This is a genomic window from Pantoea sp. ARC270 (genome assembly GCF_003236725.1).
Lineage (GTDB): Bacteria > Pseudomonadota > Gammaproteobacteria > Enterobacterales > Enterobacteriaceae > Pantoea > Pantoea anthophila.
This window is the reverse complement of sequence record NZ_PUGA01000001.1, coordinates 237383-249649: the sequence shown is the minus strand read 5'-3', so window position 1 is coordinate 249649 and position 12267 is coordinate 237383. Positions and strand designations below refer to the sequence as shown.

The window sequence follows — 12267 nt, the reverse complement described above, 5'->3', positions numbered from 1 at the left end:
CAAAATGTTTTCAGCTCATTCCAGATACTGGCTGAACCGCAGCAGATAACCATCCGGATCCTGCAGAAGAAACTCGCGCTGACAGGCGGTTGTCCCGCCGGTGTCATACACCGTATCCCGCAGCGGGCGATAGAGCGGAATACCCTGCTTTTGCACCCGAGCCAGTACGACCTGGATATCATCCACTTCAATCTGAAAATTGATGCCCCGTCCCAGCGGCCAGTGAAGCTCTGCCGTGTTCCAGCCCTGAGGATGAAACTGCTCAATCATCAGTTGCGCCTCGCCATAGCACAGGTAAGCGAAGTCCGGCTGCTGCCGCTGTATTCTCACGCTGAATCCCAGTACCGTCGTGTAAAAATGCAGTGAGGCGGCAAAATCAGTTACGGTGAGTTCTGGCACCATGCGGTTCCAGTAAAGGGGTTGATTGTCACTCATTTCTTCTTCCATGTTGTCTGTTGTGAGGCTGGCTCAGGCATGACTCAAAAGGTTGCGCTGCAGTTCATCGAGTATCAGCCGCAGTGCTGCAGGCTGATGTTCCCGCGACAGGTAAAGTCCCCAGATGCCAATGCGTCCCGGCTCATAATCGGGCAGTAAGGTGACCAGTTTCCCGCTTTCCAGAGCATGACGCGCCTCCTGCTCGGGCACCATCGCAATTCCACAGTCTGCACTGGCCGCATCACACAACAGGGAGGAGATCCCGGCGCTGAAATTTCCTTTGACCGCCACCGCCATTTTCTCTCCCTGCGGGGAGGTAAAGTGCCAGCTCTGTCCGGCGAAATGGCTGTAACAGAGGCAGTTATGGTGCGCCAGATCGTCAGGCGTTTGCGGCATCCCGTGCTGCTGCAGATAGGCCGGTGAGGCGCAGAGGACAGAGCAGCAGTCACCCAGGCGGCGGGCGATAGTGCCCGGCTCCGGCGTATCAGTAATGCGGATGGCGAGATCGATCCGTTCACCAATCAGGCTGACAGGCTGATTATTGATCTCCAGCTCGATGCGCAGGGCCGGATAGCGCGCCAGAAAGTCGGGGATCACCGGACCGACAAGGTGGACAGCCGTGAAGTGCGCGCAGGCGATGCGCAATGTCCCGGCGGGTATTCCCTGCGGGGTCTCCTGGCGGATCTCCTCCGAAAGGCGTGCCAGCTGGCGGGTCTTTTCCAGAATCGCCTCGCCTGCAGGAGTGATCGTCAGACGACGTGACGAGCGATGCAGCAGACGCGTTCCGGCCCAGCTCTCCATCTCTTCCAGATAACGGCTCACCATGGGACGGGAGATCCCCAGTGCGCGTGATGCCGCACTCAGGCTTCCCAGCTCACAGATCCGGTTAAAAACGGCCGCCGCAGTCACTCTGTCCATCTGTTTTACCTGTTCGGATTATGAAACTCAGCATCTCTGATTTCGGGAATTTTAACAGATGTCAGAATGCGTAAAATAGCGCCACTGACACAAAACATGATCATTTGCGCCGCCCTGTGTGGCGATTACCCTCTGAGGATAAACATGAAAATTGCCGCTCACGCTTTAATTATGATGCTGGCTTCAGCCTCTGCCAGCGCCACGACCCTGAAACTTGAAACCTATAATCCGCAGGAAAAGGGCCTGTTTGCCGTTTCATCTACGCTGGTCTCCGGCCCCACCGAAGCCATTCTGTTTGATGCGCAGTTCAGCACGCAGGATGGTGAGAAGCTGGTGGCGATGATTAAACAGAGCGGCAAAAAACTGAAAGAAATCGTGATAACCTCCGGCGATCCCGACTTCTATTTTGGCCTGGAACCGATTGTTAAAGCCTGGCCGGATGTGAAGGTGGTGGCCTCACCCGCTGTGGTGAAACATATTCAGGAGACCCATGAGGCGAAGCTGAAGTACTGGGGTCCGCAGATGAAACAGGGCGCGCCTGACGCGCTGACCGTGCCAGAGGTGACGCATGAGACACGGTTTAGCGTAGACGGTGAAGTGCTGGAGCTGCGTCATCCGGATCAGTATGCCGCTTACGTCTGGATCCCCTCCGCCAGCACCATTCTGGGTGGGACGGCCCTCTCTTCCGGCATTCATGTCTGGACAGCAGATACCCAGACCCCTGAAAGCCGTGCGGCGTGGCGTCATATCCTGACAGAGATGCAGACGCTGCATCCGCAGAACGTCATCCCGGGTCACTATCTGGGTGCGCGCCCCGCCGGATCGCAGGCCGTGGATTTTACCCTCAACTACCTGAAGTCCTTTGAGCAGGCGCTGTCGCAGCACAAAACCTCAGCAGAGGTGATTGACGCCATGACGGCCGCCTGGCCAGGACTGGCCGAGCCGGGTTCGCTGGAGCTCAGCGCGAAAGTGAACACCGGCGAGATGAAGTGGTAAACCCGCAGAGAAACGGCTGACTTTGCGGCACAACGCGGGGTGCATCAGGGCGCTATTTTTTAGCCAGATAGCGTCTGTCATCCCGCGCCTGCAATCGCGCCTCAGCGGGTGTGGGGAAGATGTAGTGAAACAGCTCGCGGTAAAAACTCAGGTGTTTCAGCAGACCTTCCTGAATCGATCGGCTGATATCTTTGATCAGAAATTCCTGCGTGGTGTTGAAGTTCGTCACGCTGAAAAAGGTTTTGTCGTAGACGTTTACCACCCCTTCCCATTTCATCACCTGCTCCTCCGGGGAGAGGCCTTCCGAGACGGTAAAGATCCCCTTGTGGGATTTCACGCCCTGTTTACTGACATAGGTGGTTAAGGCGTCGTAGCCGCGTTTGTTGCGCCAGCGGCAGAATTCGTAGGGCACGTCGTAATGGGGCAGCACAAAGTCCGGGCTGCGAAAATGCTCATCTGCAATCAGGCCATCCAGCGTCACGGTAAAATGCAGAAAGTCCTGCAGAAAATCGAACTGGCGGGTTTTGGTCAGGGTGACATTAATTGAGTAGTGACCGGCCTGCACAAACCAGTAGTTGGTAAAGCCTGTCACCAGAATAGTGAACGCCTGCCAGTCACTGATGCGTCGATCGCCCGCCAGTCCCCTGAAACGGCTGATCATCATCCGTGACTTCGGATGCTGATACGCTTTCAGCAGCGGATCGTTCATACCTTTCAGTAACATCAGGCTCACTCCATGATAGTTTGCGCTTATCCTGCCACGCTCTGATCAGAGTGAAAAGTGTCGCTGTTCTGAATGTGACCGCTTTATGGCCGTGACGCGGATGGGGTCCGGCAGAACGACCGGGGAGGTTCAGGATCTTTCACCGCACAGAGCAGGCAGCTGAGAGGCGCGTCCTGATGACGCGCGATGTCCGGCTTATGAGATCACAACTGCGCGAGGGTTTTGAGTGTTTCAGGATTCTGCTGGACCATACGAATCAATAAAACTGCCTGTGCATTAGGTCTGGCTCTGCCCTGCTCCCAGTTCTGATAAGTGGTTTCACCTGTGTGAAGGTAATGAGCAAATACAGCCTGAGAGAGATTGAGTTTTTCACGGACGTCGCGCAACTCCTGCGGCGTAAGGGTAACAGGCGCGCGTTTTGTCACCTTGTGATGCTTCAGCGTGATCTTTCCCTCCTGGTGATCCTGGAGTTCCTGCATCCCCGTCATGAGTTCACTGAAAATATCGCGTTCAGACATGCCTTAGCCCTTTTTTGATCACCTGCAGTGCCGTCGCCAGCGCATCTCGCTGCGCCTTAGTGAGGTCATCGCGTTGATCTTCGTCGTAAATGGTCATCACTCAGATAATCAGGCCGGTATTTCTGAAAGCTGGAAAGTTCGATGAAGAGTGCGTCCATGTCATTCCCTGTCCCCAATCAGGGGATAGTTTATCCCTGCATCGGCTAAAATTCAATCATGCCGTCCTTCCTGTCTGGTCTCCCGCCTCCAGCACTTCACTCAACCGCGCCACCAGCGCGCGTACCCGGTGAGGAATAAAACGGGCATCAGGGAAAATGGCGTAGAGATAGCGGTCAGGAAGCCGCCAGTCAGGTAACAGCCGTACCAGCCTGCCGGATGCCAGCGCCTCCGCGCCAATCAGGGTCTGCAATCCGCCAATCCCCAGCCCGGCCTCCAGAGCCTGCCGCAGGGCATCGCTGTTATTGGCGCGAAACACGCTTTTCACCGGAACAGAGATCCTATCTGTCGCCGAGAGCAACTGCAGCGGGGCGTCCGGGGAAACGCCGCTGAAACGGACATGGGGATGATGCGCCAGCTCAGCCGGTGTCTGGAGAGTACCGTGACGGGCAATCCAGTCAGGGGACGCCACCAGCACGGTTTCAACGGTGGTCAGTACCCGGGCCGCCAGCGTGGGGGGCGGCGACTCACTCAGGCGAATTGCCAGGTCAACGCCCTCCGCAATCAGGTCTGACAGACGATCTTCCAGCGCAAGGGTTAACTGCAGGGCCGGATGCGCCTGCTGGAACGCAATCAGAGACGGCATCAACCGCTGGCCGATGCCGCTCGGTAACTGGATGTGCACCCTCCCGCTCAGCGGTTGCGAGTCGGGCCGCAGTTGCTGCTCCAGCTCCTCCATCGCATTGAGCAGGTGTCTGACCTGCTGCAGATAACGCTGCCCCTGCTCCGTCAGCGCCATGCTGCGGGTAGTGCGGTGCAGCAGCACGACGCCCAGCGCCTCCTCAAGCGCTGCAATCTGCTGACTCACGGCCGATTGTCTCATGCCGTTCTGTCGTGCCGCCGCCGAGAAGGAGCCCGCTTCCGCCACCCGGATGAAGGTCCAAATGGCGTTGAGTTTGTTCTGCATTTAATGATTTTCCTGATAAGTGATATCCGGCTGGTGGGATTTAATCAGAATCTTTGGCAGGTGAGAATGCGTTCCGTTACTCAACAAGAGAGTGGAGGTAAGCATGACGCAGAAAAACAGGGTGGCATTAGTGGCAGGCGCCAGCGGGATTGTCGGGCAGCAACTCTGCCAGGCGCTGGCTGACAATCACTGGCAGGTCAGGGCGCTGACCCACCGCGCTGCCGCTGCCGGGAGCGGGATTGAAACCTTCCGGGTCGATTTGCGGGATCCAGAGCAGAGTGCGCAGCAGCTCGCTTCGCTGACTGACGTCACGCATCTCTTCTACAGTGCCTGGCTCAGCGCCGCTGACTGGCAGGCGATGGTGGAGCCTAATCTGGCGATGCTGCAGAATCTGGTGCGGGTCATTGAGGCTATCGCGCCGCTTGAGCATGTCAGCCTGATGCAGGGATACAAAGTCTACGGCGCGCATCTGGGCCGGTTCAAAACCCCGGCGCGGGAGAGCGATCCCGGTGTGCCGGGTGCCGAATTTAACGCCGCACAGCTGGCCTGGCTGAGCGCACAGCAGCAGGGTAAAGCCTGGCACTGGAGCGCTCTGCGGCCCGGTGTAGTGGGCAGCGACAGGCCGGGCAACAGCATGAATCTGGCCCTGAGTCTGGCGCTGTACGCTTCACTCTGCCGGGCGGCGCGGCTGCCGTTACGCTTTCCGGGTTCGCTGGCAACCTGGCACAGTATGGTCGACTTTACCGACGCCTCACTGCTTGCCGATGCGACGCTCTGGGCCGCACGTGCGCCCGCGGCGGCCAACCAGGCCTTTAATATCAACAATGGCGATCTCTGGCGCTGGAGTGAACTGTGGCCGGTCATCGCCGCCTGGTTTGAACTGGCGATCGCGCCGCCAGTTGCTCTCTCCTTCCGGCAGCTTTTTCAGGATTACCGTGGGCTCTGGCGGGAGATTGCGGAAGAGAACGCCCTGGTGCAGCCCGACATTCTGGCCCTGAGTGATGGAACGTTTGCGGATTTTGTCTTTGGCTGGGATTACGACATGTTTGGTGATGGCAGCAAGCTGCGGCGGGCGGGGTTTCACCACTATCGCGCGACGGATCAGATGTTTTGCGATCTGTTCAGTCGCTTCAGAGCGGCCCGCCTCATTCCGTGAAGCCCGGATCAGAGACGTGAGGCAGAGCGCGCAGGGGTGGCGCTCTGCGAGGGCAAGGCCTCAGCGCCCTTTCTTCTTGCGGCCCGGCTGGGTAAAGCGCTTGCGTGAGGCACCACCGGCATCCGCTTTTTCAGCCGGTTTCGCCGGGCCTTTCTGCGCTTTTTTTCCCGCCGCAGGTTTAGCAGGCGTTTTGGCTTTCTTTGCGGGTTTTTCTTCAGACGAAGAATTTTCCAGCAGTTTAAACAGCTCAATGAGTTCGTCGTCAGTCAGATCGCGCCACTCGCCCAGCGGTATACCTTTGAGATTGACGTTCATGATGCGGGTACGCTCAAGCTTCGTCACTTCATAGCCAAAGTGCTTACACATACGGCGGATCTGGCGATTCAGCCCCTGCACCAGCGTGATACGGAAGACAAACGGCGCTTCCTTTTTCACTTTGCACTTTTTGGTGACGGTGCCGAGCATGGGCACGCCCGCGCCCATACCGGCAATAAACTCATCGGTGATCGGTTTGTCGACGGTCACCACATACTCTTTCTCGTGGTTGTTACCGGCGCGCAGGATTTTGTTGACCAGATCGCCGTGGTTGGTCAGGAAAATCAGGCCCTGTGAATCTTTATCGAGACGACCAATCGGGAAGACGCGCTTACTGTGATTAACGAAGTCGCTGATGTTATCGCGCTCGCCCTCTTCCATCGTGGTGATAATCCCCACCGGTTTGTTCAGCGCGATCAGCACCAGATCCTCTTCATCACGCGGCTCGATCAGCTGACCATTCACCTTCACCACATCGCCTGCAAATACCTGCGCGCCCACAGTGGCGCGTTTGCCGTTAATGAAAACGTTGCCCTGCTCGATGTATCGATCGGCGTCGCGGCGGGAGCAGATACCGCTCTCGCTGATGTATTTATTGAGACGAGTTGATGAGTCAGTCAGCATGGTTCCTCCAAAAAACGCGGACTATACCTTACCGGCGTGAGCTTGCGAAGTCTTTGCGCGGGAAACTTGTGGCACGCCCCGCGCAGCAGAGCGTCAGAGGGTAATCGCCATCTCCACACAGCGTAACGCACAGCCCGCCAGCTTCGAAGGATAGAGGCTTTCGCCCAGAACCCGGAAGCCATGCTGCTGATAAAAGCCGGAGGCGTTGGGCGTCGAAGCCAGCGTCAGACGGTGATAGCCACGCTGCAGCGCCTCCGCTTTGATTCTGTCGATAATCCGGCCCGCCAGGCCCTGTCCGGTAAATTCAGGCAGCGTAAAAATCGCCTCCACGCTGGCCGCGCTGAGATCCAGCAATCCGGTCGCAACCGGCTCGCCGTCCGGGCCATCAATCACAAAAAAGGGGTTCTCGCGGATCATCGCCGGAAAGCTGGCGGGCATCCGATCTGGCGTCCAGGCGGTCAGCACCTCTGGCGGATAGACATGCTGGCAGCCGTGGCGGATCGCCCGATTTCTGATCTCCCATAAACGATGCGCCTCTTCAGGCGAGGCTTCTCTGACTATCATACTGCCCTCCTTTTGCTGAATACCCGGTTCGCTATCACACCACGTTGTGGCGCACTCGGCTAGCGACTGAACAGGGCTGTTGCATTGGCAAACCGGCTGTTTTCATCCTGCTGCATCTGCAACAGCACCGGCGGCGTCAATCCGGATTCACTGTTGTTAAAACAGCGGCTTACTGACTGGCATGGTTACTGCTTAGCCTTTTCTTTTATATCTGAAAGTTTGGATAAATTTACGTTACCAGTGATTCAGCTATATCAGGAGAGCAACGATGTCAGAAACTCAACCCCTGCAGTTCGCCTACTGGGTGCCGAATGTCTCAGGCGGATTGGTGATCAGTCAGATAGAGCAGCGTACCCGCTGGGATGCCGGATATAACCGGAAACTGGCACAGATTGCCGAAGAGGCGGGCTTTGACTACGCGCTGACGCAGATCCGTTTTACCGCCAGTTACGGCGCGGACAATCAGCATGAGTCGGTCACCTTTTCTCAGGATCTGCTCAGCCAGACGTCGCGATTGAAAGTGATTGCGGCTCTGCTGCCCGGCCCGTGGAATCCGGTGCTCGCGGCGAAGCAGATCGCCACCATCAGTCATCTCTATGGGCCGCGCATCGCCGTGAACATTGTCAGCGGCTGGTTCCGGGGCGAATTTAAGGCGATCGGCGAGCCCTGGCTCGATCATGAAGAGCGCTATCTGCGCTCGGAAGAGTTTATCCGCTGCCTGCGCGGTATCTGGCGCGAAGAGAGCTTCACCTTCGCCGGGGATTTTTATCGCTTCCGTGGCTACGCCATGAAACCGAAACCGCTGTCACCGCTGCCGGAAATTTTTCAGGGCGGCAGTTCACGGGCGGCGCGGGATATGGCCGCCCGGGTGTCAGACTGGTACTTCACCAACGGCAATACCCCGGAGGGGGTGCGTCAGCAGGTGGCCGACATCAGGGCGAAAGCCAGCGTCAACCAGCACAAGGTGCGGATCGGCCTGAACGGTTTTGTGATTGCCCGTGACAGTGAGCAGGAGGCGCAGGCGGTGCTGCAGGAGATCATCCGCAAAGCTAATCCGGATGCGGTCAAAGGCTTTCAGCATGAGGTCAGAAATGCGGGCAGTGCATCACCGGAGGGCGAGGGAAACTGGGCGAAATCGTCGTTTGAGGATCTGGTGCAGTATAACGATGGCTTTAAAACCAACCTGATCGGAACACCGCAGCAGATTGCCGAACGGATTATCGCGCTGAAGCGGGCCGGTGTGGATCTGCTGCTGCTGGCGTTTCTGCACTTTCATGAAGAAGTGGAATTCTTCGGACGTGAGGTCATACCCCGGGTGCGTGAGCTGGAGGCGCAGGAAGCGCTGGTCCGCGCATAGCTGCCGCCTTTTTTTTGCTGGCTGTGCTGCAGGTTACCTGCCGCTCCGCGTTGGCGGGCGGCAGGTTCAGGACGTCAGCGCCGTTGATCTGCCCGGTTAAAAACGGGCATTCACTCCCACGTTCCACGTCACCTGATGCGTCTCACTGTTACCCGCCACGGCCGAAACGCCCGCAAAAGCATTCACTGCGGCACCCAGCGGCACGCTGGCTCCCACGGCCATGTTGATCCAGTTGTCATCCCTGCCATCACTGCTGCGGGTAAAGGCGGTGCGGGTCGATTTCAGTCCGGCCGTTACCGCAGAATCACTGTCACCAAACTGATGGTTGTAACTGATCTGCGCCCAGGGATTGACCGGCAAATCTTTGCTGTCGATACGCCAGCCCAGGGAGCCGACCTGGGCGTGCAGCGTCTGGTCGCCAAAGCGCATAGAGGTGCTGCTGTTGCCCTCTTCCTGATAGCCGCCGACCCGCGTATAGTCGAGCGCATAGCTCGCCACCGGCCCGGTCGTGACGTAACGGCTAACGGGAAGATCCCAGCCGGTCTGCACCCGCATCCCGAGCACTTTCCCGCCACTGTTACCCTGTTCGGTACGGGTCGCAGGCCCCAGTTTCACCTGGCGTTTAATATCGTCGAAATCCAGGTCGGCATAGTGGGCGTCCGCGTTTATCCAGCCGTGGTCGAGGTAGTTCAGCTGGCTCCAGATCGCCACCAGATTACCGCGCAGGCGGTAATCGAAGCGCGACGAGGGCTGCTGGCGCTGCGAGGTGGTGGAGAGCATCGCGCCGGCCTGCCACGCATCGGTCAGCTGATAGCCCACCCCCACGGTGCCGGTGGCGCTGGTGGCATCCCCATCCAGCAGACTGTCGCCACGAAAATCCCGCTGCTGCCCGGCGTAACCGCCAAAAACGGTTAACGTGCCCGCCTCGGCGGGCTGCTGACGCTGCTGCTGCAGATACCCATCCAGCGTATTCTGCGCATCGCTCACCAGCATTGAGGGGGCACGGCTCAGCGCCGCCACCTGCAGCGGTGCGTTCAGCACTGACTGAATGTAATCGGCGATCAGCGCATGGACTGCCGGGCTGGGATGCAGCCGGTCGGCAAACAGATACTGCTTCGAGGATGAAAATCCCGGCGTGGAAGTGGTGCAGTCCATTGACGACACGCCGGGCGGGCAGGCCATGCCGGCGGTGTTGGTGAGTCCATAGCGGAACGGATTATCGATCACCTCATTAAACAGGCCATTGATATCTACCCGTGCGATGTTGCCGCGGACCGCCAGCAGCCCCTCCTCTTCGGCCTGATTGTAACGGTCGGTCAGCGCCGAGGCGGCCTCACTCAGCAACCGCCAGGCAGCGATCAGCTGCTGCGCGAGCGCCTCACGGATCGGCGGAATCGCAGAAAGCTGCCCCGCCGCCTCACCCAGAGCTGTTTCAATCGCCTGCTCGCGCGCGGCCCGGTCTGGCGTGGTGCGGGTGCTCAGCGACTGAAACAGCGCCGCCGTGGCCGGTTGCGTGGCGGGTCCGAGCGTCTGCAGAATCGCCTGCAACAACGCGGGGGTGGCCCCCACGTTGGGCACCGTCGGCACAATCACCGTTCCGGCACCGGCATCCAGCAACCGGCTAACCTGTGAGGCCGCCGCACCGGCGCTGTTATCGACCAGTTGCCGGGCAGTCAGGGGGGAGAGCGCCGCCGCCGCTAAGTCATTGCCGCCGATCCAGTGGATATAGAGGCCACCGGGATCGGCCCGCCCGCCGCGGGATGCCAGATAACTTTGCAGCTGATCCTGGGTATTAAACAGGGGATTGATCGCCGGTACCGCGACGGCGCCGCCCTCGGCATAGTTGTTTCCGCCCTGCGATGAAGGACGTAAGGTATCGCCCAGCGACTGCGCGACGATCTCGTCATAGAGCGGGTGGGTTGCGCCATCATAGGTAAAGCGCCCTACGTTCCCGCCATCGCTCAGGCTGTCGCCAAAGACGGTGAGGTGGCTCCATGCCGCGGCGGGCAACGGTGACAGCAGACTCAGGATCGAACAGCAGAAAAGGGTTTGCGCGTGAAGGGGTTTCATCAGCAGCTCCGCACAGGGGTAAAGGAGGACGAACCGCACCCGATGGCACGGTTAGCAGTAAGCGTAGTCGTCCGGCGAAAGAGGCTGAAAAAAAGGCGAGATCTGGCTCGCAAAGCGGGAAAAATCTGGCGTGAAAGCGGTCTGCGGCCGCACCAGTTGCAGCGGTGTCAGCGCGGCTACTTTTTAGTGGCGGGTTTCAGGCCACGATAGAAATCCTGCAGACGTTTCATGGTTTTGACCGTGCGCTGCGGCATCGCAGAAGCCACCGACAGGATCAGCATCTCCAGACAGACCATGATGGTGCCATGCAGCGGAATGCGCCCTTTTTCACCGCCGCGAGGCACGTTGATCACCACATCGGCTTCGCGGGCAAAAAAGGAGTCGCTGGCGTTGGTCAGCAGCACAAGCGGAATGCCGAGCCGTTTCGCCTCACGCACGACCGTTGTCCCCTCCCGGTGCGCCGACTGCTGCGCCATCATCACCAGCACATCGCCCCGCTGCATCGCCAGCATCTGTTCAGCCAGCGCCACACCAGAACGGTTCAGTGAAAAGGCTGGCAGGCCGATGCGGTTAAGCAGCCGCACGCTATAGTCCGCCAGAATGCCCGATGCGTTGATGCCAAAAATCGCGACGGCGCGCGCTTCGCTCAGCAGTGTGACCGCATCCACGACCGCCACGCGGTTCTGCGGCTGAAAGAGCACCTCACAGGCGTGGCGGTGGCCCGACAGCACAAAGTCGATGGCGCTGCTCACGTCGCTGGTCACCTCACTGACGGTCGTCACCATCTTATCTTCGGAGGTCAGCGCCGGGCCGAACCAGACTTTCAGCGTCTCTTTCAGGTCGCGCAGGCCGCTAAAACCCAGGGCCTGAATCGCGCGGATGACGGTGGCATCTGAGGTCTGATTTGCCTGGGCGATCTCCATCGCCGTGCTCTCCAGCACCGTTTCGCGCTGTTGATCGAGGTAACGGGCTACGGCAAGCAGACGCGGCGAGAGCTGCTTTTCCCTGGCGCGCAGGCGTTCTGCCAGCACATCGGTTCTGTTCTTTACTGTCCGGATCGATTTCATGCTTCACCTGATTGAGGGGAAATTAATTTTTCGTCTCTCACTCATGCTCTCATTTTCACGACCCGATCGGCGAAAAAGATGTAGTGAAAGAGTCGGAGCGTCTGATTATTCACCTGATAACGCTGTGGATTAAGCGTCACCATTCAGGCTAAAAATAAATAATTTAATTATATTACAGATAGATAAACAGAGCTTCGCTTAGCCTTCCGCTGAAAATTTGCCTCAGGCGAAATGTAGTATTTTACGATTAAATTATATTTACTACTACACCGGCTGATGATTGAATGATTCTCAATTACAGATGAGAAGCATTGTCGTCGGGGCGGTGAGAGGTTCTTCCCCCCCTTCCGGCTTAACGCTTCGCTGTTTAACACACTGCATGTTGCAGAAGACCTCCAGG

General features: G+C 58.3%; 12 protein-coding genes. 3 read left to right on the top strand and 9 right to left on the bottom strand.

Features of this window, described 5'->3' with window-relative positions:
• Positions 1-15: 15 nt before the first annotated feature.
• Both CKF42_RS01185 and CKF42_RS01180 read right to left on the bottom strand, forming a co-directional pair.
• Positions 16-435, bottom strand: a complete 420-nt coding sequence (locus CKF42_RS01185; RefSeq protein ID WP_111207270.1) for a VOC family protein — start codon at positions 433-435, stop codon at positions 16-18.
• Positions 436-468: 33 nt separating this feature from the next.
• A complete protein-coding gene (locus tag CKF42_RS01180; RefSeq protein ID WP_111207269.1) occupies positions 469-1353 on the bottom strand; it encodes a LysR family transcriptional regulator in 885 nt (294 codons plus the stop codon).
• 144 nt (positions 1354-1497) lie between these two features.
• Between CKF42_RS01180 and CKF42_RS01175 the strand changes: the two genes are divergently transcribed.
• A complete protein-coding gene (locus tag CKF42_RS01175) occupies positions 1498-2349 on the top strand; it encodes a Vmh family MBL fold metallo-hydrolase (RefSeq protein WP_111207268.1) in 852 nt (283 codons plus the stop codon).
• A gap of 52 nt (positions 2350-2401) precedes the next feature.
• Here the strand turns inward: CKF42_RS01175 and CKF42_RS01170 are convergent, their stop codons facing one another.
• The 3 genes from CKF42_RS01170 to CKF42_RS01155 all read right to left on the bottom strand — a co-directional run bounded on the left by CKF42_RS01170 (position 2402) and on the right by CKF42_RS01155 (position 4714).
• Positions 2402-3073 (bottom strand): hypothetical protein, encoded by a 672-nt coding sequence (locus CKF42_RS01170; protein WP_111207267.1) that lies wholly within the window; start codon positions 3071-3073, stop codon positions 2402-2404.
• 203 nt (positions 3074-3276) lie between these two features.
• Positions 3277-3591 carry a DNA-binding transcriptional regulator gene (locus tag CKF42_RS01165; protein ID WP_046102778.1) on the bottom strand — a complete coding sequence of 105 codons (315 nt, stop codon included), beginning with the start codon at positions 3589-3591 and terminating at the stop codon, positions 3277-3279.
• Between the two features lie 214 nt (positions 3592-3805).
• Complete coding sequence (locus CKF42_RS01155; protein ID WP_111207266.1) at positions 3806-4714, bottom strand: LysR family transcriptional regulator; 909 nt, start codon at positions 4712-4714, stop codon at positions 3806-3808.
• A gap of 103 nt (positions 4715-4817) precedes the next feature.
• On the opposite strand from CKF42_RS01155, the gene CKF42_RS01150 reads away from it, so the two are divergent.
• The gene (locus tag CKF42_RS01150) at positions 4818-5870 is read left to right on the top strand and encodes an SDR family oxidoreductase (protein ID WP_111207265.1); all 1053 of its coding nucleotides are present in this window, start codon (positions 4818-4820) and stop codon (positions 5868-5870) included.
• Positions 5871-5930: 60 nt separating this feature from the next.
• Here CKF42_RS01150 and rluF read toward each other — a convergent pair whose 3' ends face one another.
• Together rluF and CKF42_RS01140 are read right to left on the bottom strand one after the other, a co-directional pair.
• Positions 5931-6809, bottom strand: a complete 879-nt coding sequence (gene rluF / locus CKF42_RS01145; protein WP_111207264.1) for a 23S rRNA pseudouridine(2604) synthase RluF — start codon at positions 6807-6809, stop codon at positions 5931-5933.
• Between the two features lie 93 nt (positions 6810-6902).
• Positions 6903-7373, bottom strand: coding sequence for a GNAT family N-acetyltransferase (locus tag CKF42_RS01140; protein ID WP_111207263.1), 471 nt, complete (start codon positions 7371-7373; stop codon positions 6903-6905).
• A gap of 268 nt (positions 7374-7641) precedes the next feature.
• Here CKF42_RS01140 and sfnG point away from each other — a divergent pair, with 268 nt between their 5' ends.
• Positions 7642-8730, top strand: coding sequence for a dimethylsulfone monooxygenase SfnG (gene sfnG, locus CKF42_RS01135; RefSeq protein ID WP_111207262.1), 1089 nt, complete (start codon positions 7642-7644; stop codon positions 8728-8730).
• Positions 8731-8826: 96 nt separating this feature from the next.
• On the opposite strand, the gene CKF42_RS01130 is transcribed toward sfnG, so the two are convergent.
• Together CKF42_RS01130 and CKF42_RS01125 are read right to left on the bottom strand one after the other, a co-directional pair.
• Positions 8827-10800, bottom strand: a complete 1974-nt coding sequence (locus tag CKF42_RS01130; RefSeq protein ID WP_111207261.1) for an autotransporter outer membrane beta-barrel domain-containing protein — start codon at positions 10798-10800, stop codon at positions 8827-8829.
• Positions 10801-10976: 176 nt separating this feature from the next.
• Positions 10977-11867, bottom strand: coding sequence for a MurR/RpiR family transcriptional regulator (locus tag CKF42_RS01125; RefSeq protein ID WP_111207260.1), 891 nt, complete (start codon positions 11865-11867; stop codon positions 10977-10979).
• Between the last annotated feature and the right edge of the window lie 400 nt (positions 11868-12267).

Coding starts and splice junctions, on each gene's coding strand:
- CKF42_RS01185 (WP_111207270.1), bottom strand. CDS start 435: ATGAGTGACAATCAACCCCTTTACTGGAACCGCATGGTGCCAGAACTC.
- CKF42_RS01180 (WP_111207269.1), bottom strand. CDS start 1,353: ATGGACAGAGTGACTGCGGCGGCCGTTTTTAACCGGATCTGTGAGCTG.
- CKF42_RS01175 (WP_111207268.1), top strand. CDS start 1,498: ATGAAAATTGCCGCTCACGCTTTAATTATGATGCTGGCTTCAGCCTCT.
- CKF42_RS01170 (WP_111207267.1), bottom strand. CDS start 3,073: ATGTTACTGAAAGGTATGAACGATCCGCTGCTGAAAGCGTATCAGCAT.
- CKF42_RS01165 (WP_046102778.1), bottom strand. CDS start 3,591: ATGTCTGAACGCGATATTTTCAGTGAACTCATGACGGGGATGCAGGAA.
- CKF42_RS01155 (WP_111207266.1), bottom strand. CDS start 4,714: ATGCAGAACAAACTCAACGCCATTTGGACCTTCATCCGGGTGGCGGAA.
- CKF42_RS01150 (WP_111207265.1), top strand. CDS start 4,818: ATGACGCAGAAAAACAGGGTGGCATTAGTGGCAGGCGCCAGCGGGATT.
- rluF (WP_111207264.1), bottom strand. CDS start 6,809: ATGCTGACTGACTCATCAACTCGTCTCAATAAATACATCAGCGAGAGC.
- CKF42_RS01140 (WP_111207263.1), bottom strand. CDS start 7,373: ATGATAGTCAGAGAAGCCTCGCCTGAAGAGGCGCATCGTTTATGGGAG.
- sfnG (WP_111207262.1), top strand. CDS start 7,642: ATGTCAGAAACTCAACCCCTGCAGTTCGCCTACTGGGTGCCGAATGTC.
- CKF42_RS01130 (WP_111207261.1), bottom strand. CDS start 10,800: ATGAAACCCCTTCACGCGCAAACCCTTTTCTGCTGTTCGATCCTGAGT.
- CKF42_RS01125 (WP_111207260.1), bottom strand. CDS start 11,867: ATGAAATCGATCCGGACAGTAAAGAACAGAACCGATGTGCTGGCAGAA.